This window comes from Streptomyces sp. NPDC043854, assembly GCF_056436005.1.
Window position 1 is genome coordinate 294,158 of record NZ_JBWKDK010000001.1, and the last position, 21,526, is coordinate 315,683.

Below are 21,526 nucleotides of genomic sequence, written 5' to 3' on the forward strand. Positions count from 1 at the left end.
CGGTCCCGGCCCGTCGCCCGGAGGCCCGCTCAGTCCTCCCCGTCGCCCGGCAGCGGCTGCTCCGACCAGATGACCTTCCCCTCCGGCGTGTACCGCGCCCCCCACCGCCGGCTGAGCTGGGCCACCAGGAAGAGTCCGCGGCCCCCCTCGTCGGTGGTCGTCGCGTAGTGCAGGCGCGGCGAGCTACTGCTGCCGTCGAAGACCTCGCAGGTCAGCACCCGGTCGCGGAGGAGGCGTACGCGCACCGGCTCCGCGCCGTGCCGGATCGCGTTGGTGATGAGCTCGCTGAGCACCAGCTCGGTGCTGAACGACAGCTCCGACAGCCCCCACTCGTCGAGCTTCTCCATGGCGACCGCGCGCAGCGTCGCGACCGCGCTCGGCTCGAACGGCACGTCCCACTCGGCGATCCGGTCCGCCGACAGTACCGAGGTCCGCGCGACCAGCAGGGCCACGTCGTCGCGTGCCCGCACCGGCAGCAGTTCCTGCAGCACCGCCTGGACGGTGTCCTCCGGCTTGCGGTCGGCGTGGGCGAGCGCGGAACGCAGCAGGTCGAGGCCCTCGTCGATGTCGCGGGCGCGGTCCTCGATCAGCCCGTCGGTGTACAGCACGAGCTGGCTGCCCTCGGCGAGCTCCAGCTCCGCCGCCTCGAAGGGGAACCCGCCGAGCCCCAGGGGCGCTCCGGCAGGCAGGTCGGGCGTCTCGACCCGGCCGTCCGGGTACACCACCGCCGGCGGTACGTGGCCCGCGCGCGCCACCGTGCAGCGCCGGGCCACGGCGTCGTAGACGGCATACAGGCAGGTGGCCCCGAGCAGGCCGCCCTCGGCTCCGTCCCCCTCCCCGCTCTGGTCGGTGTACTGCACGAGGTCGTCGAGGCGGGCCAGCAGCTCGTCGGGCGGCAGGTCGAGGGAGGAGAAGTTCAGTACGGCGGTCCGCAGCCGGCCCATGGCCGCGGCGGCGTGCAGTCCGTGGCCGACCACGTCGCCGACGACGAGCGCGACCCGGCCGCCGGGGAGCGGGATCACGTCGAACCAGTCGCCGCCCACGCCGGACTGCGCGGGCAGGTAGTAGTGGGCGACCTCGACGGCGTTCTGCTCGGGCAGGTCGCGCGGCAGCAGGCTGTGCTGGAGGGCGACGGCGAGGGCGTGCTCGCGGGTGTAGCGCCGGGCGTTGTCGATGCTGACCCCGGCCCGGGCGACGAGCTCCTCGGCGAGCGAGAGGTCCTCCTCGTCGAACGGCTCCGGCTTCTCGGAGCGCCAGAAGTTGACCACGCCGAGGACGACGCCGCGGGCCTTGAGCGGGGCCGTGATCAGGGAGTGGACCCCGTATTCGATGATGGCCCGGGCGCGCGGCGGGTCCTGCGCGTGCCAGCCGGGGGCGTCGGCCAGGTCGGCGATCACCTCGGCCTTGCCGCTGCTGAGTCCGCGCGCCTGCGGGGTGGAGGGCAGGAAGTCGATCAGCCGGCCGCGGGGGTAGAGGGGAACGTCGTCGCGGATGCCGCTCACGCCGGTGCGGCGCAGGTCGACGGCCGCGGCGGTCGGCTCGTCGCCCAGCAGGACCGGTTCTGCGAGGTCGACGGTGACGAAGTCCGCGAAGCGGGGTACGGCGACGTCGGCGAGCTCCTGGGCGGTCCGCTCCACGTCGAGGGTGGTGCCGACGCCGACCCCGGCGTCGTACAGCAGCCTCAGCCGTCTGCGGGCGGCCTCGGCCCGGGTGGTCAGGACCTGCATCTCGGTGGAGTCCCGGATGGTGACGGCCATGCCCTCGGCCCTGCTGCCCGAGGGCCGGGTCCGCCGCTGGTTGATGACCAGCAGCCGCTCTCCGGCCTCCACCACCTCGTCGGTGGCTTCCCGGCCGGAGAGCAGCAGGTCGGCCAGGTGCCCGTCGAGCTCCGGGAGCTCGCGGATGTGCCGGCCCTCCGCGTCGGGCGGCAGGCCGAGGAGCCGTTTCGCCTCGTCGTTCGCGAGGAGCAGCCGCCCGCCGCCGTCCGTGATCAGTACCCCTTCGCGTACGGAGTGCAGCACCGCGTCGTGGTGCTCGTACATCCGGGTCATCTCGAGCGGGCCGAGGCCGTGGGTCTGGCGGCGCAGGCGCCGGCTGATCAGTGCGGCGCCGGCGGTGGCGAGGGCCAGGCCGGCCGCGCTGGTGCCGAGGATCACCGGGAGCTGCCGGTCGACGACGCCGGTCACGTTCTCCACGGTGAGGCCCGCCGACACCAGCGCCTCGACCTTCCCCTTGTCGCCCTCGGAGAAGACGGGCACCACCGCCTGGATCTCCTTGCCCAGCGGGCCCTCCACGCTCTCGGTGTGCACGCGGCCCTGCAGCGAGGGCTCGATCGTTCCGACGAAGCGTTTGCCGATCCGGTCGGGCAGCGGATGGGAGTACCGGATGCCGTTGGTGTCCATCGCGACGATGAAGTCGACCCCGGCGGCCTTCCGTGTCTGCTCCGCCAATGGCTGGAGGGCCTTGGACGGGTCCGGGGAGCGCAGCGCCTCGCGCAGTGCGGGGGAGTGCGCGAAGGTCTCGGCGACGGCCACGGACCGGTTGCGGGCCTCCCGGTCGACGTCGTGGCGGGACTGGAGGACGAGGGCCAGCACCGCACCGGCGGCGAGCAGCACCACGATCGCCACCTGAAGGACGAATACCTGTCTGGCGACGCTCCGCGGGCGCTTCCCGCTCAGTGACCGCACCGACGTCCCCGGTACGGGTTGCAAGGATGGGCCACGAGACCATTTGTAGCACTGTCTATGGCTGTCGGCCGGGAGTACCGGACGGGCACGTCGGCGCCGCGCCCCCGATGCCGCCGGCCCCGGCCCCGGCCCGCGGGTCAGCCGGTGCGCCCCGCGCGCCAGAAGGCGAGGACCTCCTCGATGTCGAAGACGGCCAGGCGCAGCGGCGGCCCGGGCGGCGGCCTGCGCAGGGCCGCGCGGATCTTCTCGTTGATCTCCGCGAGGATGGCGCGCACCTGCCGCTCCGAGCGGGCCGCGCGCACCGCCTCCATCGCGTCCTCGGCCTCCTTGCGCAGGGCGAGGCCCGGCGGCAGGGCGGCGAACCCCTCGCGGTGCAGCTTCTCCTTGACCCACCACATCTCGTCGTACGGGGCGTCGGCGGAGGCCAGCGGCTTGCCCATGCCCTCCAGCCGGTCGAACGCGCCGCGCTCGGCGGCCTCGCGGATCTGCCGGTCCACCCAGGACTCGAAGCCGACGCCCGGTGGCTTGCGCTCGGTCACGGTTCCTCCCTCGGCTCCGGTGCCCCGGCCCCAGGCCCCCCGGGCCCAACTCCCCTGGCCCTTCGGCCCGCTGCGGCCTCTGGCGCCAGCGTAGCGTAGCGCGGCGCTAAGTATCTTGACGTCGAGATTGATGTCCGGCAGGCTGCCACGAGGTATCTCGACATCGAGATACCTTTCACGGGGGACTCGGAGGCCTGGCATGAAGCGGCGCGGCGGGGGACATACCGGCGGGGAAGACGTAGGCCGGAGGGGCCTGATCGCACAGCTGCGCCGGCCGCCCGGCGGCCGCGACGCCCGGATCATGCTCTTCGGCCAGCTCCTGGACCGGACGGGTACCGGCGTATGGGCCGCCTCCTCCGTCCTGTTCTTCACCTTCGCCGTCGGACTCGACGCCCGGCAGCTGGGCCTGCTGCTCGGGGCCGGCGCGATCGCGGGCATCGCCGGATCACCGCTCGCCGGACACCTCGCCGACCGCTTCCCGCTGCGCCCGCTGCTCATCGCCTGTCACCTCGTCCGCCTCGCGGCTCTCTGCGCCCTGCTCGCGGTCACCCGGTTCGACGTGCTGGTGCTCGTGGTCGCCCTCACCCACCTCGGGGACCGCGCCGCCAAGACGCTGGAGATGCTCTTCGCCACCCGGGTCGCAGGCGAGCGGCGCGCCACCTACCAGGCCCTCTCACGCAGCGCGGCGAACGCCGGCTACGCCATCGGCGCGGGCATCGCCGCCCTCGGCCTCGCCGTCGGGACCCGGGAGGCGTACGCCTGCCTCATCCTCGGCAACGCGGTCTCGTTCCTGGCGGCCGCGGTACTGGTGTGGCGCACCCGGGAGCCGCACGGCCACGGCCGCCTGACCGCGACGGCCCCGGCCGCGCAGAGCGCGCCCGCGGGCGGCGGGCAGAGCCCGTGGCGGGACCGCGGCTACCTCCGCTTCGTGCTGCTCGACATCCCGCTGAACCTCGACGACGCCATCCTCAACGTCGGACTGCCGCTGTGGCTCGTCCACCACACCGACGCGCCCCACGCCCTCGTGCCGGCCATCCTCGCGACCAACACCGTGCTCGTCGTCGCCCTCCAGCTGACCGTGTCAGCCAAGGTCGAACAGCCACACCAGGCCGCCCGCGCCGCCGCCTGGTACGGGCTCTTCCTCCTCGCCTGCTGCGCCGTCGTCGCCCTCACCCCCGCCCACGGAGCCTGGGCCGCCTCGCTCGCCCTGCTGGCCGCCGCGGTGCTGGTCACCGCGGCGGAGCTGGTGCGCTCCGTGAGCTCCTGGGAACTCGCGGTGTCGCTCGCGCCCCGGCAGGCGAGGGCCTCGTACCTGGGGGTGGCCGGGATCTCCCCGTCGGTGCAGAAAGCCGTCGGCCCGCTGCTGCTGACCGGCGCCGTCATGGCAGGCGGGCCGGCCGGCTGGGTCACCCTGGGCGCGGCGGTCGCAGGGCTGTCCCTCGTCCAGCGCAGGGCCGCCCTCCGCCGGCTGGACACCGTCCTGGCCGCGCCCGCCGGGCCCCGGCTCCCGGCGGGCGCGGGCGCCGCGCCCGTCGCCTGAACCCGCCCCGGCGAATGTTCTCGGCCCGGCCGGGTAGGCGGATTTCGGCAGGTCGCGCGGCAAGGAGGAACGGGGACCATGCCATGAGCGAGGAGACCCGCAGGCTGACTCTCGGCGGCGGAACCGGAGGCGTTGTGGCCCGCTGCCGCGATTTCACCCTGGCCGCTCTCACCGCCTGGCAGTGGATCGCCCGACCGCCCGGTGACGACCGGGAGGCCGCCGACGGGCAACATGCCGACGGGCAGTACGGCGGCGAGGCGGACGGCGAGGACGCGGACCGGGTCGAAGCCGTCGAGGACGTGCTGCTGATGGTCTCCGAACTGGTGAGCAACGCCTGCGTGCACGCGGGCGGCCCCAGCGAGCTGGTCCTGCGCCGCACCTCCGACCGGCTCCGGGTGGAGGTCGGCGACGGGAGCCCCGAGCGCCCCCGCCGCGGCCGAACGGCCGCGGACCCCGCCCTCCCCGGCGGGCACGGCCTGCTGGTGGTGGATCGGCTCGCCCGGGCCTGGGGCTGGGAGCCCCGCCCGGACGGAACCGGCAAGACGGTTTGGGCGGAGGTCCCGTCACCGCTCCCGGCGGAGGTCCCGTCGCCGCTCCCGAAGGGAGGACAGCGCCAGACACCGCTCCCGAAGGGACAGCGCTAGACGCAGCGCGTCGGAAGCGCGGTCACGGGTCGTCTCGAGCGGTCACGGGTCCGTCCTCGAGCAGGCTCGCCCGCAGCGCGGCCAGGGTCCGGCTGAGCAGCCGCGAGACGTGCATCTGGGAGAGCCCCAGCCGCTCCCCGATCTCGGACTGGGTCAGCTCGTCCCCGAACCGCAGCGACAGCAGCGTGCGCTCGCGCGCCGGAAGCGCCGCCAGCACCGGCTTGAGGGACTCCAGGCACTCGATGCGGTCGTACGCCGTCTCCTCCTCGCCGAGCGAGGGCCGCTCGGATCCCGGCTGCCGGTCTCCGTCCTCCCGCGCCGGCGCGTCCAGGGAGCGCGCCGAGTACGCGTGCGCCGCCTTCTGCCCCTCTGCGAACTCCTCTTCGCTCACGTGCAGGTGCTCGGCGACCTCGCCGTCCGTGGGCTCGCGGCCCAGGTCCTGTTCCAGGGCGTCGTGCGCCTTCGCGGCGCCGATCCGCAGCTCCTGAAGCCTCCGGGGCACCCGGACGGCCCAGCTGGTGTCACGGAAGAACCGCTTCATCTCCCCGGTGATGGTCGGCAGGGCGAACGTGGTGAACTCCACGGCCCGCTCCGGGTCGAACCTGTTGATGGCCTTGATCAGGCCGATCGTCCCGACCTGGATGATGTCCTCCATGGGCTCGCTGCGGCCGCGGAAGCGGCGCGCGGCGTACTTCACCAGGCTGAGGTTGAGTTCCACGAGGGTGTTGCGCACGTAGGAGTACTCGGCCGTGCCTTCCTCCAGGGCCCGCAGTCTGCGGAAAAGGGTCTCCGACAGGGCGCGGGCCTCGCCGGTGCTCACACTCAGCGTGTCCTGCGGGATTCCTTCGGTGGCCTCGGCATGCAGCATGTCGGCTCCTCCGACGGGTGGTCGCGCCGCACCGCTGTACGACCCGGCCGTCTCGTGAGCTTTCCTGAGGGATATACCCGCAGCGGACCGCCGTGAAAGCAGCCCGTCCGACCTGCCCCCGGATCAGGCCCCCGGATCAGGCCCCGCCGGACCGGTTCCGCAGGGACAGGCGGACCGCCCACACCACCGACACCAGGGGTACGGCCACCACCGCGCCCACCAGCCCCGCGGCGATGGTCCCCGCCGCCACCGACAGCGCCACGACGACCGGGTGCAGCCGTACCGCCCAGCTCATCACCATCGGGTGCAGCACATGCCCCTCGAGCTGCCCGATGAGCACGATCAGCCCGACCACGAGGGCGGCGACCAGTGGCCCCCTGGACGCCAGCGCGACGACCACGGCGACCGCCAGGGCGATCGGGGACCCGATGAGCGGGATGAACGCGAGGAAGAACTCCAGCAGCGCCAGCGGCACCGCCAGCGGGACCCCCAGGGCGTACAGCGCGACGCCGACGAGCACCGCGTTCGTCGCGGCGACGAGCAGGATCCCGTGGGTGTACCCGGTGAACGCCCGCCACGCCGCCCGGCCGGCGACCCGGGCCCGGTCCCGCCCGCCCGGCGGGAGCTGGCCGCACAGCCAGTTCCACTGCCGCTCGCCCGACGCGATGAAGAACACCGCGCAGAACAGCCCCAGCGCCCCGACGGCCAGCGCGTGCGCCACCCGGCCCGCGCTGTCCACGGCCGTGCTGAGCAGCGACGTGCGGTGGCTGGTGAGGTACGAGCCGATCCGCTCCCGCAGGTCGGTCAGCGCGTCGGGGGCCAGTCCCAACGGCGCCCGGTCCAGCCACTCCTGGAGCCGGCCCAGGCCGACCCGGAACTCCGCGACCAGCGATTCCCACTGCACGGCCACCGTCTCGCCGATGCCGGCGAGCACACCCGTCAGGAGCACGATGCTCCCGACGACCGCGCAGGCCACCGCCAGCGGGCGCGGCATCCACCGGTCCAGCAGGTCCGCCGGCGGACGCAGCAGCGCGGCCCCGACCAGGCCGAGGAAGACGGCCACCGCCACCTCGTGGAACCGGCCCAGGACCGCGAAGACCGCGTACACGGCCGCGCCGACCACCAGCAGCCGCCAGGCGTACGCCGCGGCCGTCCGCAGCGGCGGCGACACCGCGCCCGGGCCCGTGCCCCTGCCCCAGCCGGCGGTCGGCGGCCTGCGGCCGCGCGCACCGGCCCCGGCCCGGGCCCCGGGCCCGTACCGGGAGCGGGTGCGGCGGGCCGCCACCCGGACGGAGGAGCGCGGGCCGTCCCCGCGCGGCCCCGCCGGGCGGCGGTCCGGCCGTGCCGCGGATCGCCTGCTCATCTACGCGTGTACCGCCTCTGCCGGTGGCGAAGGTCTGTCGCCCTGTGAGGTGCCACGCAGGGCCGGACGGCGCACGCACCCGCCGGCAGATTCGCCCGAAGGTGGCCGCCGGCCGCCGGATGCCCGCATTCCCGGAGTTCCGCGGGCGGGCATCCCTGCCATGCTTGAGGTGAGTCCTACCGGGCAGGCGCGGAACCCACCGGGGGCACCGGCCGCCCGGGCCCCGGACCGAAGGAAGTGAGCCTGGTGCGCATCGCTTTTCTGACCGCGCCCGCGGGCGTCGAGGAGATCGAGCTCATCGAGCCGTGGAAAGCCGTGCTCGACGCCGGTTGGGAACCGCGGCTGGTCTCCACGAAGCCGGGGGAGGTCCGCGCCTTCCGGCACCTGGAGAAGGCCGGCCGCCACCACGTCGACGACGTGCTCGGGGACGACGCGGCCGCAGCCGCGGACGGCTTCGACGCGCTCGTCCTGCCCGGAGGCCTGGCCAACCCGGACGCCCTGCGCCTGCACAAGGGGGCCGTCCGGTTCGTCCGGCGCTTCTTCGACGCGGCCAGACCGGTCGCGGCGATCTGCCACGCGCCCTGGACCCTGGTCGAGGCCGATGTCGTACGGGGCCGCACGCTGACCTCGTGGCCGAGCCTGGCGACCGACATCCGCAACGCCGGGGGCACCTGGGTGGACGAGGAGGTCCACGTGTGCCGCGCCGCCCCGGCCACCCTCGTCACCAGCCGAAAACCGGCGGACCTGGACGCCTTCTGCGGGGCGCTCGTCAAGGAGTTCGACAGGGAGTTCGACACGGGGTTCGAGGCGGGTACTTCGGCGAGGAGTTCGGCGGGACATGACCACGGTCGGGGTTGAGGAAGAGTACGTACTGCTGGACCCCGCCACCCACCTCCCGGTGGCCTGCGCCGAGGAGGTACGGACCCGGGCGGGCCTCGGGGCCTGGGTGGACGAGGGTGAGGTCCAGCACGAGCTGCTCCAGGCGCAGGTGGAGGTGGCCACGCCCATCTGCACGGACCTGGAGGAGGTGGGCGGCCACCTGCTGCGGCTGCGGCACGCCGTGGCGGCCGCCGCCGAACAGGAGGGCTGCCTGGTCGCCAAGACCGCCACGGTGCCGCTCCGGGACGGCGTGCCGGTGCCGGTCACCCGGGACACCCGGTACCTGAAGATGCGCGAGGAGGCCGGCCGGCTGGTCGACGAGCAGTTGATCAACGGCATGCACGTACACGTCGCGATCCCGGACCGGGACAGCGGCGTGGCCGCCATGAACCGGCTGCGGGTCTGGCTGCCGACCCTGCTCGCGATGTCCGCGAACTCGCCCATGTGGGACGGGCGCGACACCGGCTTCGCGAGCTGGCGCACCATCGTCTTCGGCCGCTGGCCGGTCAGCGGCCTGCCGCCGCACTTCGACTCGGTCGCCGACTACGAGCAGCGGGTCGACGCGCTCGTGGAGTCCGGGATGATCGCCGACCGGGGCCAGTTGTACTGGCAGGCGCGGCTGTCCGACCGCTATCCCACGATCGAGGTGCGGTGCCTGGACGTGCAGCTGGAGGCCGACGACGCCGTGCTGCTCGCCGGCATCGTCCGGGCCCTGATCACCACCGCGGTCAACGAGGAGAAGGCGGGCGCCCCGCCGCCCTGCTGCGCCCCCGAACTGCTCCAGGCCTCCCTGTGGCACGCGGCGCGGTACGGCCTGGGCGGCACCCTCCTGGACCCGCACGGGCACCGGCAGAGCGCCGGGGACGTGCTGTACATGCTGGTCCAGCACATCACCCCGGCCCTGGAGGAGGCCGGGGACCTGCGGGAGGTCAGCGCCCTGCTGCACCGGCTGCTCCAGCAGGGCACCCCCGCGGACCGGCAGCGCCGTGCCTTCACCGACGGCGGGATACAGGCCCTCACCGACCTCATCACCACCAAGGACGGCGCGGACTGACCCGGCGCCCGCGGCGGTACGCCCCGCCCGCCGGCCCCGCCGGCCGGCCCGCGCCCGGCGCCCGCCCGCGGCGCCCGGCCGGACCGGTCCGACCGGGCCACTTTGCGGCGCGCCGCCACCCCGCCGCGCCCCCGCAGCCTGTAGCAGAGGGGGTACCGGTACGGCGGCCGCCGGGCCGCGGTGCGGTGGCGAGGCTCGGGAGGACGGATGACGTCGGTGGACCCCTCACCCCACGGGGCGCCCTCCGTGCCCGAGGGGTCCGCCCGGCCGGCGGCCGGGCAGCGCACCGAACGGCGCATCGGACAGGGCGCGGCGGTGCTGCGCTGGCTGTCGACCACCGACCACAAGGTGATCGGCAACCTCTACCTCGTGACGGCGTTCGCCTTCTTCCTGTTCGCCGGGGTCCTGGCCCTGCTCATGCGGGCCGAACTCGCCCGCCCCGGCCATCAGATCCTGTCGAGCCAGGAGTACAACGAGCTGTTCACCGTGCACGGCACGGTGATGATGCTGCTGTTCGCCACCCCGACCTTCACCGGCTTCGCCAACGCGGTCATGCCGCTGCAGATCGGCGCGCCCGACGTCGCCTTCCCCCGGCTGAACGCGTTCACGTACTGGGTGTACCTCTTCGGCGGCCTGATGGTCGTGTCCGGGTTCCTCACCGAGCAAGGGGCGGCCGCCTTCGGCTGGTTCGCGTACGCCCCGCTCAACGGGGCCGTGTACGCGCCCGGCCCCGGCTCCGACCTGTGGGTGATGGGGCTGGCGGTGTCCGGTGTGAGCACCATCCTCGGCGCGGTCAACTTCATCACCACCATCGTCTGCCTGCGCGCGCCCGGGATGACCCTGTTCCGCATGCCGATCTTCACCTGGAACGTGCTGTTCACGTCGATCCTGGCGCTGCTGGCCTTCCCCGTGCTCGCCGCCGCCCTGCTGGCCCTCGAAGCGGACCGGAAGTTCGGCGCGCACGTCTTCGACGCGGCCAACGGGGGCGCCCTGCTGTGGCAGCACCTCTTCTGGTTCTTCGGCCACCCGGAGGTCTACATCGTGGCCCTGCCGTTCTTCGGGGTGGTCAGCGAGATCCTGCCCGTTTTCTGCCGCAAGCCCATGTTCGGCTACGCCTCCCTGATCGCCGCCACCATCGCCATCACCGGGCTGTCCGCGACCGTGTGGGCGCACCACATGTTCGCGACGGGCGCGGTGCTGCTGCCGTTCTTCGCCCTGCTGTCCTTCCTGATCGCCGTACCGACCGGGGTGAAGTTCTTCAACTGGATCGGGACCATGTGGAGCGGTTCGCTCTCCTTCGAGACCCCGATGCTGTGGTCCGTCGGCTTCCTCGTCACCTTCCTCCTCGGCGGGCTGACGGGCGTCCTCGTGGCCTCCCCGCCGCTGGACTTCCATCTGACGGACAGCTACTTCGTCGTCGCCCACCTGCACTACGTCCTGTTCGGCACGATCGTCTTCGCGACCTTCGCCGGCTTCTACTTCTGGTGGCCCAAGCTCACCGGCCGGATGCTGGACGAGCGGCTCGGCCGGATCCACTTCTGGACCCTCTTCATCGGCTTCCAGACCACCTTCCTCGTCCAGCACTGGCTCGGCGAGGCCGGCATGCCCCGCCGGTACGCCGACTACCTGGCCGGGGACGGGTTCACGGTCCTCAACTCGGTCTCCACCATCGGGGCGTTCCTGCTGGGGCTGTCCACCCTGCCGTTCCTCTACAACGTGTGGCGGACGCAGACCCGCGGCGCGCGGGTGACCGTCGACGACCCCTGGGGCTGGGGGCGCTCACTCGAATGGGCGACCAGCTGTCCGCCGCCCCGGCACAACTTCCACACCCTGCCGCGGATCCGCTCCGAATCCCCGGCCTTCGACCTGCACCACCCGGAGGTGACCCGTGAAGGGTGAGGCCTGGCTGTTCACCGGCAGCGCCCTGTTCTTCGCGGTCACCATGGCCGTCTACGCCTGGTTCTCCGGGGAGCCGGCGGGCACCGCCGCCCTGGCCGTCTCGTTCCTCATGACGGCCCTCGTCGCCGCGTTCCTGTGGCGGCAGTACCGGCGCGGCGGCCGCCGGCCGGAGGACCGCAGGACGGCCGAGGTGCAGGAGGCGGGCGGGCGGCGCGAGTTCTTCCCGGCCCGCACCTACCTGCCGGTCACGGCGGCCGCGGGCAGTGCCCTGATCGGCCTGGGTGTGGTCCAGGGGCTGTGGCTGTGCCTGATCGGGTTCGGCATCCTGCTGCCCGCGGTGGTCGGCTTCGCCTTCCGCACCCTCGACCACCCGCAGTAGCCGGATCCGCCCCGGCCCGGGGCGGATCCGGCTACGGGGCCGGGTCCTCAGGCCCCGTCCGAGGGCGGCTGCCGGCCCGGTCCGGCCAGGATGTCCTCGATCGTGCGGCGCTGCCCGGCCGTCGCCGGGTAGCGGACCCGGTCGGCGTAGTACCAGGCGGAGAGCGCGGACCGCGTTCGCTGCGCCAGGCGCCGCGGCCGCCCCGCACCGGCCGCCGGCGCCGGGCCCGCCGACTGGGGCCGCGGCCGCTCCCGTACGAGCAATCCGTAGCGCTCGTCGGCCGACAGTGCCCGGTGCTGCGGGTGGAAGCCGCCCTCCACCCCCTGGACCACCAGCCCCGACTCGGTGCCCCCGGCCAGCTCCGCGGCCTCCCGCGCCTGGAGCGCCAGGCACAGCCGCCGGATCGTCCAGAACACCGCAACCGGCACGGCGAAGAACGCCACCCGCAGCGTCCAGGTCACCCCGGCGACCGGCACGTCGAAGACGAACGCCAGGATGTCCTGGCCGCCCGCGACGAGCAGCACCGCGTAGCAGGAGAGTGCACCGATCCCCAGCCCGGTGCGCACCGGCCGGTCGCGCGGCCGGTCGCACAGGTGCCGCTCGCCCGGCCCGGGCGTGATCCAGCGCTCGAAGTAGGGGTAGGCGAACAGCACCGCGAACAGCAGTCCCGGCAGGACCACCGCGGTGACCAGGGGGTTCCAGCTCACCGTGTGGCCCCAGACGCGGGTCTCCACGCCCGGCATCAGCCGCAGCGCCCCCTCCAGGAACCCGATGTACCAGTCCGGCTGGGCGCCCGTGGAGACCAGGTCCGGCCGGTACGGGCCGTACACCCAGATCGGGTTGACCTGCGCGACGCCCCCGAGGACCGCGAGCACGCCGGCCACGGCCAGGAACAGCCCGCCGGACTTGGCCACGTAGTTCGGGAAGAAGGGCAGGCCGACGACGTTGCGGCCGGTCCTGCCGCGGCCGGGCCACTGGGTGTGCTTCAGCACGAAGACCAGCAGCACGTGCACGGTGACCAGGGCCACCAGCAGGCCCGGGACGAGCAGGATGTGCAGGGCGTACAGCCGCGGCAAGAGGTCCTCGCCGGGGAACTCGCCGCCGAAGGCCAGCATGCTCAGGTACGTGCCGACGACCGGAACGGACAGCATGATCCCCTGGGCGATCCGCAGACCGGTGCCCGACAGCAGGTCGTCGGGGAGCGAATAGCCGGCGAACCCCTCCAGCAGCGCCAGCAGGAAGAGGGTGACGCCGATCGTCCAGTTGAGCTCGCGCGGCCTGCGGAAGGCGCCCGTGAGGAAGACGCGCAGCATGTGCACCCCGATCGCGGCGACGAACACGATGGCCGCCCAGTGGTGCATCTGGCGGACCAGCAGCCCGCCCCGCACGTCGAAGCTGATCCGCAGCGTGGAGTCGAACGCCCGGGTCATCAGCACGCCCTGGAGCGGCTCGTACGAGCCCCGGTAGACCTCCTCGGCCATCGACGGGTCGAAGAAGAAGGCGAGGTACACCCCGGTCAGGATCAGCACCACGAAGCTGTACAGGGCGATCTCGCCCAGCAGGAACGACCAGTGGTCGGGGAAGACCTTGCGCAGCACCGACCGGGTGAGCTCCGCCAGCGGGAGCCGAGCGTCCAGACCCTCCGCCCCGCGCACCACCGCGCGCCGCGCCCTGGCCTTCCGTCCTGTCGTCCGCGTCGACGCCCGCACCCGGTGCACCTCCTGTCGGAGCCCTCGCCGTCGCAGGGAGGGGGAGGGGAGGGCCGGGCGAGGCGCCCGGAGTAGCCGCAACGCTACAGAAAGTGGTCAATGCGGATCAATTCAGACACGGGCTCCCGGTCCGAGGCGCATGATGGTGGTACCACCACCGGATGGGCGCGCGGACAGGGGTGTCCGTGCTCCCTCGCCGACGTGCCCGACGTGCCCGACGTGCGGGCCACCTCCCCTGACGCGAGGATGGGGGCGGGACAAGGACGGAGCGTGAGTCGTGGAGATTTCTACGAGAGAGGTCTTCGGCGCCCCGTGCTGGGTGAGCCTGATGGCCCGCGATCTTCAACAGGCACAGGAGTTCTACGGCGCGGTCCTCGGCTGGAAGTTCCGGCCCGCCCGCCTGGGCGACGCGTTCGCCATCGCCGAACTGGAGGGGGTGGCCGTTGCCGGCATCGGGGCACTGGCCGGCGACCTGGCCGTCGCCCCGACCTGGACGCCGTACTTCGCCGTCGACGACGCCGACGTGGCCACTGACCGGATCCGCGAGCGCAGCGGCACGATCGCCGTCGGCCCCGTCACCTTCGCCGGCGGCGGCCGGGGCGCCGTCGCGGCCGACCGGGACGGCGCCGTCTTCGGCATCTGGGAGGGCAGGGTCTCCTCCGAATGGCGGGTGGGCCGCGGCCGGGCGCCGGCCTGGCTGGAACTGCGCACCCGCGACGCCTTCGAGGCCGCGATGTTCTACGGCGAGATCCTGGAATGGGCCACCGGCCGTGTCGGCTGCTGCGAGGTCTCGTACGAGGACGACCAAGTCGTGCTGCGGCAGGCCGGCGAGCCCGTCGCCCGGCTGAACGGCGGACTCGGCCCCGACGCCGCATCGCACGCCCCCGAGTCCAGGCCCCGCTGGCACGTCTACTTCGGCGTCGCGGACCTCGACGAGGCCATCGACGCGGCCATCGCGGCCGGCGGGACCACCCTGTCGACGATCGTCTCCAGCGCCGCCGAGCGCTGGGTCACCATCCGCGATCCCGAGGGCGCCATGCTCACCCTGACGGCCGCCCGGGCCCAGGCCGGCTGACGCGGGTAGAGCGGCTGCGCTCCCGGCCCGGCCCGGCCCGGCGTGGTGCACGGACCCGCCCCGGCCCCCGGCTGCGCCGTCATGGCCCCCGGCATCCCCTCCGTCTCTCCGTGGGCCTGTACCTGATCGGCCGGGAGGTGCCCTCCCCGGCCCGCGCTGCCCGCCGAGCTGCCCGCCAGGGCCCGTTCACCCGGACCGCCCTGACCGACCCGGAGGGCGGCGAACTCTGCGTCTCCCACTGACCCCATCGGGGACGGCGCCGTCCTCGCACCTCCGTGACCAGCGGTAATTCGGTACCGAGCACTCCCTCCCGCAGTCGAGAATGAGACATCTCGAAACGGGAGGGGACCCCATGGGCCACAGCCAGGCCTACCTGACTCTGGACGACCTGATGCCGCGGCAGGAGCTGGCGGCAGCCATCGACGCCGGCCACGTCAGCCGCAAGACACACCCCGAACTGCCGCTGTCCATCTACACGTACACCCGGACGGCACAGTACGAGCGGGTCTGGAACCAGGTGACCGTCCGCTGCCGAGGACTCGTCGCCGACGACACCACCGGTGCCGTCGTCGCCCTGCCGCTGCCCAAGTTCTTCAACGTCGGCGAGCACGAGTCCGGACAGCCCTACGCCCCGGCCCTGCCCGAGGAGCCGTTCGAGGTGTACGAGAAGGTCGACGGCAGCCTCGCCGTGGTCTTCCACTACGCGGGCGCCTGGCGCGTCGCGTCCAAGGGCTCGTTCATCAGCACGCAGGCGGTCTGGGCGCAGCGCCGCCTCGACGGCCGGGACACCTCGGCCCTCGTGCCCGGCACGACCTACCTCGCCGAGATCCTGTACCCGCAGAATCGTATCGTCGTCGACTACGGCGACCGGCGGGACCTGGTGCTCCTCGCCGCGTTCGGCCCCGACGGCACCGAGGTCCCGCTCGCCGAGGCCGCCGGCCACTGGGAGGGCATCGGATCGGTCGTCACCCTGTGGCCCGCGATGCCGATCGACGAGCTCGTCGCGCTGACCGAGGCGAGCACGATGCCCGGCGGCCGCGCCGCCACCGGCACCGATGCCGAGGGCTTCGTGCTGCGCTTCGCCTCCGGCGTGCGCGCGAAGGCCAAGCTGTCCGAATACGTACGCCTGCACAAGGTGCTGACCGGCGTCACGGAGCGGGACATCTGGCGCAGCCACGGCATTCAGCGGTTCGCCGACCTGCCCGCCCCGCAGGTCGCACAGGCGCTGGGCTGCCCCCTCGCCGAGGTCGGGGCCTCGGGCGGCAAGCCGCTGGACGCGCTGCTGGAGCAGGTGCCCGACGAGTTCGACGCCTGGGTGCGCGAGGTCATCGCCCGCCTCGAGGACGAGGCCGCACGGCGCGAGCAGGCCATCGACGAGGCTTTCGGGCAGCTGGCCCACCTCGCCTCCGACCGGGGCGCCTTCGCGCGCGCCGCGAAGGCGCTGCCCGACAGCGGGATCCGCGCGGCGGTGTTCCTGCGTCTGGACAACCGTCCGACCGAGCTCGCCGTGTGGCGCCACCTGCGGCCGCAGGCGTCCGACCCGTTCACGACCGATGAGGAGAACTGACCAGTGTCCGCACGACCCGAGGAGCCCGCACGCCCCGTCGTCCACGTCATGACGGGGCTGCCGGCGTCGGGGAAGACCACCGCCGCGCGCGCCCTTCAGTCCGAGGCCGCGGGCCGGATGCGCCGCGTCAACCTCGACGACCTGCGCACCATGCTCGACGTGCCCGACCCCGGGCGGGGCCGCTCGTACCGGCACGAGCAGACCGTCCTGGCCATCCAGGACGCGGCGGTCAGGGCGGCCGTCGAGGACGGCTTCGACGTCGTCGTCGACAACACCCACCTGACCTCGCACATCCCCAAGCGGCTCAAGGCCGCGGTCGCCGGGCGGGCCGCCTTCGTGGTGCACGACTTCACCCACGTGCCGGTGGAGGAGTGCCTGCGCCGCGACGCCGAGCGCGAGCGGCCGGTCGGCGAGGAGGTCATCCGGATCCTCGCCGAGAAGCACGCCAGTGCCCGCAAGGGCGGGTGGCGGCTCACCGCGGAGTGGCTGAACGACGAGCCGGCCGTGCAGCCGTACGTGGCCGACCCGTCGCTGCCCCCGGCGGTGATGTGCGACATCGACGGCACCCTCGCCCTGACCGGCGACCGCAACCCGTACGACTTCTCGCGCTGCGAGATCGACGGGCTGAACGAGCCGGTGCGCTACGCGCTGGACGCCTTCCGGCGCGCCGAGGGCGACACCATCGTGCTGTTGTCCGGGCGCGGCGAGGAGCACCGTCCGCAGACCGAGGCGTGGCTCGCCCGCCACGGGGTGCCGTACGACGAGCTGTGGATGCGCCCGGCCGGGGACACCCGCCGCGACGACGTCGTGAAGGCCGAGCTGTTCGACGCCCACGTGCGGCACCGGTACGCGGTGCGGGTGTCGCTGGACGACCGGGACCGGGTGGTCGCGGTCTGGCGCCGGATGGGCCTGCCCACCTGGCAGGTCAACTACGGCGACTTCTAGCCGGCCGCCCATACTGGGACCGTGAGCGTGCTGATCGTGGACGGCGCCAACGTCGTCGGGTCCGTCCCGGACGGCTGGTGGCGCGACCGGCGGGGCGCGGCCGAACGGCTGCGCGACCGGCTGGCGCGGCGTCGGCCGGTGGCGGGTGAGGAGGTCGTCCTCGTCGTCGAGGGCGCCGCCCGGGGGGTCGAGTCCGTGCCCGGAGTACGGGTGGACTCGGCGCCCGGCAGCGGCGACGACCGGATCGTGGAGCTGGTGGCTTCCTTCGCGGACAGCGGGGGCGGCTGCACCGTGGTCACGGCGGACCGGGAGCTGCGGGAACGGGTCCGGGCGTACGGAGCGCAGTGCGTGGGGCCGCGTGCCGTACGCCCGGAGGACTGACCGGGGAGCCGGGGGAGTCCGGGGACTCCGGGGTTCGGGCGGGTCAGTCGCAGGTGTCGACCTGCTCCAGGTTCTTCACGTAACGGGCGGCGACCCAGACCTCGTGGCTGTCCTCCTCACCCTTGCCGTCGCTCGCCCGCTTGGCGGACGCGGCCCTCTCCTCGCCGTAGTGCTTTCCGAACTCGTCCTCCTCCTCGGCCGACCAGCCGCCGGGGTACTCCTCGCGCTGGTGCCGCTGTTCGCGCTGGTTGTGCTCACGCGGGTCGTACTCTTCCCGCTGGTTGTGCTCACGCGGGTCGTACTCTTCCCGCGGGTCGTACTCACGCGGGTCGTACTCTTCCCGCGGGTCGTGCTCCCGCTGCTCGCGCTCGTCCCGCTGGTCCTTGCGCTTGTTCTCCCGCTCCTTGTCCTTCCGGCCCTTGTGGGATTCCTCGTCCTCCTCCACCAGGAGGCGGTACCAGACGCTGTTGCCGTCGACCTTCTGGCCGGTCACCTTGCACAGGATCGCGACCTTGCTGCCCGACTTGACCTCGCCGACGGAGGCCGAGTCGGTGGTCGGCTGGCTCCTGAGCTGCAGCGAGCTGTGGGAGACGACCTTGCCGACGGTGTAGTGCTCGTCTTGGTACGTACCAGACGACCCGTGCTCCGGTTCGACGAGGCGGAGGTCGTGCGACGACTGGTCGCCGCCCCGGCCCCCGTCCGCGACGGCGGCGCCCGCGCCGCCCAAGCCGAGCACCAGGCTTCCGGCGGCGAGAGCGAGGACGGTCCGGGTGGGCTTCAGCATGTGCTGGCTCCTCTGTGTTGGCATCCGCTCGGCCGCGATGCGCCGCGGTCCGCAGCGGCGACCGGGCGGTCGCCAGGGACGACTATGACGAGGGCGTATCGCGCCGCCTCGATGCCGCTCCGCCGTTTCGTCCGAAATGCCCCATATGTACGCTTTGGTCTATGTGGGGCCGTGCCCGCCCCCCGTACGGGCACGGCCTCGCACCAGGGCCCCGGAGACCGGGGCCGGTGCCGGACACCGCCGGCACGGCGAATGTACGCGGACGGGGCCGCCGCGCTCACCCCTCCGCAGGGTGAAAACCACCTACACCCCAGGACGGCCCTCCTGTACAACCGGGGGCGTAGTCAAGGAGGTTGGCGGCGGAACCGGTCCGGCATCCGGCCGACACCCGGCGGGGGGGGGGGGGGGGGGGGGGGGGGGTGGGGGGGGGGGGGGGCGGGGGGGGGGGGGGGGGGGAGGGGGGGGGGGAGGGGGGGGTGAGGCACCCCAACCCCCCCCCCCCCCCCCCCCCCCCCCCCCCCCCCCCCCCCCCCCCCCCCCCCCGCCACAGTGGGTGCCATGGGTATCGACGACTATTCCGGCGGCCCCGGGGCCCAGCAGACCGGAGTCCTGGTCGTGACGACCAACGACGTCCCCGGATACCGGGTGGAGCGGGTGATCGGGGAGGTCTTCGGCCTCACCGTCCGCTCCCGCCACCTGGGCAGCCAGATCGGCGCCGGCCTGAAGTCGATGATCGGCGGCGAGCTGAAGGGCCTGACCAAGACCCTGGTCGAGACCCGCAACCAGGCCATGGAACGGCTCATCGAGGCGGCCAAGGCGCGCGGCGCGAACGCCGTGCTCATGATGCGCTTCGACGTGACCGACGCCGCCGACGTGGGCACGGAAGTGTGTGCGTACGGCACCGCCGTCGCCCTCGTCCCGGCCGGCCCGTAGCACCCGCCCCTTCGCCTCGGCCGGATCCCGGCTGCGGGAGCAATGCGCGGTGAACCCTATGCTCAGGGCATGCACCACCCGTACGAGCCCGACGTGTCCGTGATCATCGCCGTGTACAACGCGATGCCGTATCTGACCGAATGCCTCGAATCGGTCATGACGCAGACACTCGGGTCCGAGCGCCTGGAGGTCATCGCCGTCGACGACGGGTCGACGGACGGCAGCGGGGCCGAACTCGACCGCTTCGCGGCACTCCACCCGCGGATCCGCGTGGTGCACCAGCCGAACTCCGGCGGCCCCGGCGGCCCGCGCAACCGCGCCCTCGACCTGGCCCGCGGGCGGTACGTCTTCTTCGCCGACGCCGACGACTACCTGGGCCCCGAGGCCCTCCGCCGGCTGGTCGCCATGGCCGACACCCAGGGCAGCGACCTCGTCCTCGCCAAGCAGGTCGGCCTCGGCCGGACCGTCTCCGAGAAGGCCCACAGGCACGCCCCCGAGGCCGACCTCTACACCTCGGAGGTCTACCGCTCGCTGCACTCGGCCAAGCTGATGCGCCGCCGGACCATCGAGGACGCGCAACTGCGCTACCCGGAGGACCTCTGGTACGGCGAGGACCAGATATTCGTCACCTCCGTCTTCCTGGCCGCCGGGAGGATATCCGTGGTGGGCGACTACGACTGCTACTACCTGCGCCGCCGCGACGACGGCCGCAACCTCACCTCGCGCACCCGCACCGCCCACGAGACCGTCGCCCACATCGAACGCGTCATGGCGCTGGTCGCCGACCGCGTGCAGGACCCGGTGGGGCGGCGCCGGATGCTCGGCCGCCACTTCCGCAGCCTGTTGCGCACGGCCCTGCGGCCGGCCGTCGCCGCCCGCCACGGCGACCCCGCCTACACGGCCGAGGTCTACACGCGGGCGCGGACGCTGGTGGAGACCTACTGGACGCCCGACATGGGCGGCGAGCTGCCGCGGATCGACTGGATCCGGCTGTACGCCTTCGCCTGCGGCCCCCTCCCCGCCTTCGAGCAGCTGATGGAGTACGACCCGGCGAAGGAGCCGGCGCCGCGGGAGGTCGTGGAGAACGGCCGCGTGTACCGCTGCTACCCGCTCTTCCGGGACCCGGCAGCGGGCCTGCCCGACGTGCTCTTCGACGTGACCGGGCAGCTGAAGACCCAGCACCAGCTGTCATCGATGACCTGGCAGGGGCGCCGGGTACGGCTGGCCGGGCACGCCTACATCCAGAGCCTCGGCACGGACCGCATGGCCAGCGAACTCCTGCTGCGCGAGCGGGAGACGGGACACGAGTACGCGGTGCCCGCCGCCCCGTGCCCGGCCCCCGAACTCGCCGAGCGCGATCCCGAGCTGGACATGGCCGGGTTCCTGGCGGAGTTCGACCTGGCCACGGTGGCCGGGGGAGACCCGCTCCCGCCGGGCCTGTGGGACTGCTTCCTGAAGGTGCGCGCGGACGGGGTGGCGCGCACCGTCCGGCTGGGCCGCCGGCACGCGCCGGAGCTGGACCGGACGGCCCGCCGGCCCAAGGTCCTGGCCCGCGAGGCGGGCGGGGCCACCGAGCTCGCGGCCGCGCCCTTCTTCACCGCGTACGGCAACCTCAGCTTCGAGGTCGTGCGCCGGATCCCGCTGTCGGCGGGGTGAACCCGGACGTGCACCGGCCGCGCGCCGCCCACCCGGAAGTCCGCAGAAATTTCTCCGCAGAGGGCGGCAACCTCCCGGGGGGTCGCGCGTCGTGCGGGGGTGAAGGGCGTCGTCCCGCGTCCTCGACCCGACCGTGGAGAACCACCGTGACCAACCCCCAGCGCGTTTCCGTGCCCACCCGCCTGCCGCTGCGCCGGGCGGCCGCCGCCGTCGTGGCCGCCGGGGCGGCGGCCGCCCTCGCCGGGCCGGTGTCCGCCGCGCACGCGGCCTCGGCCACGCCGTCGCCCGCGCCCACCGCGACGCGCAGCGTGCCGCCGAGCCCCGTGCCCAGCACGGCTCCGAGCGCCGTGCCGAGCGCGCCGCCGAGCACCGCCCCGGGCGGCCGGCCGACGCCCTCGGTCAGCGTCCCCCCGACGGCCGTGCCGAGCGCCGCCCCCAGCGCGGTGCCGAGCCTGCCGCCGGGCCGGACGCCGTCCGCGACCCCCTCGCCCGCCGGGAACGAGCTCGCGCAGACCGGATCCTCCGCCTCCACCGTCGCCCTGGGGGCCGGGGCCGCCGTACTGCTGGCCGCCGGGGGCGGGACCCTGTACGCCGTCCGGCGCCGCGCCAACGGCTGAGGATTTC

Annotated in this window: 20 protein-coding genes; 14 read left to right on the top strand and 6 right to left on the bottom strand. The window is 73.7% G+C overall.

Annotated elements, in window-relative coordinates; genetic code table 11:
• Positions 1-29 precede the first annotated feature (29 nt).
• A complete protein-coding gene (locus AC068A_RS01315) occupies positions 30-2,687 on the bottom strand; it encodes a SpoIIE family protein phosphatase (RefSeq protein WP_478579032.1) in 2,658 nt (885 codons plus the stop codon).
• Between the two features lie 137 nt (positions 2,688-2,824).
• The gene (locus AC068A_RS01320) at positions 2,825-3,226 is read right to left on the bottom strand and encodes a DnaJ family domain-containing protein (RefSeq protein WP_478579034.1); all 402 of its coding nucleotides are present in this window, start codon (positions 3,224-3,226) and stop codon (positions 2,825-2,827) included.
• Positions 3,227-3,527: 301 nt separating this feature from the next.
• Here AC068A_RS01320 and AC068A_RS01325 point away from each other — a divergent pair, with 301 nt between their 5' ends.
• Together AC068A_RS01325 and AC068A_RS01330 are read left to right on the top strand one after the other, a co-directional pair.
• Positions 3,528-4,766, top strand: a complete 1,239-nt coding sequence (locus AC068A_RS01325; protein ID WP_478579037.1) for an MFS transporter — start codon at positions 3,528-3,530, stop codon at positions 4,764-4,766.
• An 83-nt stretch (positions 4,767-4,849) separates the two neighbouring features.
• Positions 4,850-5,410: an ATP-binding protein gene (locus AC068A_RS01330; protein WP_478579040.1), complete on the top strand. Its 561-nt coding sequence runs from the start codon at positions 4,850-4,852 to the stop codon at positions 5,408-5,410.
• 22 nt (positions 5,411-5,432) lie between these two features.
• Here AC068A_RS01330 and AC068A_RS01335 read toward each other — a convergent pair whose 3' ends face one another.
• Both AC068A_RS01335 and AC068A_RS01340 read right to left on the bottom strand, forming a co-directional pair.
• Positions 5,433-6,278 carry a SigB/SigF/SigG family RNA polymerase sigma factor gene (locus AC068A_RS01335; RefSeq protein WP_478579043.1) on the bottom strand — a complete coding sequence of 282 codons (846 nt, stop codon included), beginning with the start codon at positions 6,276-6,278 and terminating at the stop codon, positions 5,433-5,435.
• 136 nt (positions 6,279-6,414) lie between these two features.
• Positions 6,415-7,641 (bottom strand): AI-2E family transporter, encoded by a 1,227-nt coding sequence (locus tag AC068A_RS01340; RefSeq protein ID WP_478579045.1) that lies wholly within the window; start codon positions 7,639-7,641, stop codon positions 6,415-6,417.
• 246 nt (positions 7,642-7,887) lie between these two features.
• Between AC068A_RS01340 and AC068A_RS01345 the strand changes: the two genes are divergently transcribed.
• The 4 genes from AC068A_RS01345 to ctaF all read left to right on the top strand — a co-directional run bounded on the left by AC068A_RS01345 (position 7,888) and on the right by ctaF (position 11,852).
• Positions 7,888-8,499 carry a type 1 glutamine amidotransferase domain-containing protein gene (locus tag AC068A_RS01345; RefSeq protein ID WP_478579047.1) on the top strand — a complete coding sequence of 204 codons (612 nt, stop codon included), beginning with the start codon at positions 7,888-7,890 and terminating at the stop codon, positions 8,497-8,499.
• A complete protein-coding gene (locus tag AC068A_RS01350) occupies positions 8,480-9,574 on the top strand; it encodes a carboxylate-amine ligase (protein ID WP_478579050.1) in 1,095 nt (364 codons plus the stop codon). Before AC068A_RS01345 ends, AC068A_RS01350 begins: the two co-directional genes overlap by 20 nt.
• A gap of 207 nt (positions 9,575-9,781) precedes the next feature.
• Positions 9,782-11,473 (top strand): aa3-type cytochrome oxidase subunit I, encoded by a 1,692-nt coding sequence (ctaD, locus tag AC068A_RS01355; protein ID WP_478579053.1) that lies wholly within the window; start codon positions 9,782-9,784, stop codon positions 11,471-11,473.
• A complete protein-coding gene (ctaF, locus tag AC068A_RS01360; RefSeq protein WP_478579056.1) occupies positions 11,463-11,852 on the top strand; it encodes an aa3-type cytochrome oxidase subunit IV in 390 nt (129 codons plus the stop codon). The genes ctaD and ctaF overlap by 11 nt, the downstream gene beginning before the upstream one ends.
• 47 nt (positions 11,853-11,899) lie before the next feature.
• On the opposite strand, the gene qcrB is transcribed toward ctaF, so the two are convergent.
• Positions 11,900-13,561 (bottom strand): cytochrome bc1 complex cytochrome b subunit, encoded by a 1,662-nt coding sequence (qcrB, locus tag AC068A_RS01365; protein WP_478579058.1) that lies wholly within the window; start codon positions 13,559-13,561, stop codon positions 11,900-11,902.
• Between the two features lie 277 nt (positions 13,562-13,838).
• Between qcrB and AC068A_RS01370 the strand changes: the two genes are divergently transcribed.
• From AC068A_RS01370 to AC068A_RS01390, 5 genes are all read left to right on the top strand, one after another.
• The gene (locus AC068A_RS01370) at positions 13,839-14,636 is read left to right on the top strand and encodes a VOC family protein (RefSeq protein ID WP_478579061.1); all 798 of its coding nucleotides are present in this window, start codon (positions 13,839-13,841) and stop codon (positions 14,634-14,636) included.
• 110 nt (positions 14,637-14,746) lie between these two features.
• Positions 14,747-14,878, top strand: a complete 132-nt coding sequence (locus AC068A_RS01375; protein ID WP_478579064.1) for a hypothetical protein — start codon at positions 14,747-14,749, stop codon at positions 14,876-14,878.
• Between the two features lie 110 nt (positions 14,879-14,988).
• Entirely contained in the window at positions 14,989-16,203 is a 1,215-nt protein-coding gene (locus AC068A_RS01380; RefSeq protein ID WP_478579067.1) for an RNA ligase, read from the top strand.
• 3 nt (positions 16,204-16,206) lie between these two features.
• Complete coding sequence (locus AC068A_RS01385; protein ID WP_478579070.1) at positions 16,207-17,148, top strand: phosphatase domain-containing protein; 942 nt, start codon at positions 16,207-16,209, stop codon at positions 17,146-17,148.
• Between the two features lie 21 nt (positions 17,149-17,169).
• Complete coding sequence (locus tag AC068A_RS01390) at positions 17,170-17,529, top strand: NYN domain-containing protein (RefSeq protein ID WP_478579072.1); 360 nt, start codon at positions 17,170-17,172, stop codon at positions 17,527-17,529.
• A gap of 43 nt (positions 17,530-17,572) precedes the next feature.
• Here AC068A_RS01390 and AC068A_RS01395 read toward each other — a convergent pair whose 3' ends face one another.
• The gene (locus AC068A_RS01395) at positions 17,573-18,313 is read right to left on the bottom strand and encodes an SH3 domain-containing protein (protein WP_478579075.1); all 741 of its coding nucleotides are present in this window, start codon (positions 18,311-18,313) and stop codon (positions 17,573-17,575) included.
• A gap of 558 nt (positions 18,314-18,871) precedes the next feature.
• On the opposite strand from AC068A_RS01395, the gene AC068A_RS01400 reads away from it, so the two are divergent.
• From AC068A_RS01400 to AC068A_RS01410, 3 genes are all read left to right on the top strand, one after another.
• Positions 18,872-19,246 carry a YbjQ family protein gene (locus AC068A_RS01400; protein WP_478579078.1) on the top strand — a complete coding sequence of 125 codons (375 nt, stop codon included), beginning with the start codon at positions 18,872-18,874 and terminating at the stop codon, positions 19,244-19,246.
• Between the two features lie 69 nt (positions 19,247-19,315).
• Positions 19,316-20,902, top strand: coding sequence for a glycosyltransferase family 2 protein (locus tag AC068A_RS01405; protein WP_478579080.1), 1,587 nt, complete (start codon positions 19,316-19,318; stop codon positions 20,900-20,902).
• A 146-nt stretch (positions 20,903-21,048) separates the two neighbouring features.
• Positions 21,049-21,519: an LAETG motif-containing sortase-dependent surface protein gene (locus AC068A_RS01410; protein WP_478579082.1), complete on the top strand. Its 471-nt coding sequence runs from the start codon at positions 21,049-21,051 to the stop codon at positions 21,517-21,519.
• The last annotated feature ends 7 nt before the right edge of the window (positions 21,520-21,526 follow it).

Excerpts from the sequence above, each read along its gene's own strand:
- AC068A_RS01325 (WP_478579037.1), top strand. The coding sequence starts at position 3,528 with ATGCTCTTCGGCCAGCTCCTGGACCGGACGGGTACCGGCGTATGGGCC.
- AC068A_RS01330 (WP_478579040.1), top strand. The coding sequence starts at position 4,850 with ATGAGCGAGGAGACCCGCAGGCTGACTCTCGGCGGCGGAACCGGAGGC.
- AC068A_RS01335 (WP_478579043.1), bottom strand. The coding sequence starts at position 6,278 with ATGCTGCATGCCGAGGCCACCGAAGGAATCCCGCAGGACACGCTGAGT.
- AC068A_RS01340 (WP_478579045.1), bottom strand. The coding sequence starts at position 7,641 with ATGAGCAGGCGATCCGCGGCACGGCCGGACCGCCGCCCGGCGGGGCCG.
- AC068A_RS01350 (WP_478579050.1), top strand. The coding sequence starts at position 8,480 with ATGACCACGGTCGGGGTTGAGGAAGAGTACGTACTGCTGGACCCCGCC.
- ctaD (WP_478579053.1), top strand. The coding sequence starts at position 9,782 with ATGACGTCGGTGGACCCCTCACCCCACGGGGCGCCCTCCGTGCCCGAG.
- AC068A_RS01380 (WP_478579067.1), top strand. The coding sequence starts at position 14,989 with ATGGGCCACAGCCAGGCCTACCTGACTCTGGACGACCTGATGCCGCGG.
- AC068A_RS01395 (WP_478579075.1), bottom strand. The coding sequence starts at position 18,313 with ATGCTGAAGCCCACCCGGACCGTCCTCGCTCTCGCCGCCGGAAGCCTG.
- AC068A_RS01400 (WP_478579078.1), top strand. The coding sequence starts at position 18,872 with ATGGGTATCGACGACTATTCCGGCGGCCCCGGGGCCCAGCAGACCGGA.
- AC068A_RS01405 (WP_478579080.1), top strand. The coding sequence starts at position 19,316 with ATGCACCACCCGTACGAGCCCGACGTGTCCGTGATCATCGCCGTGTAC.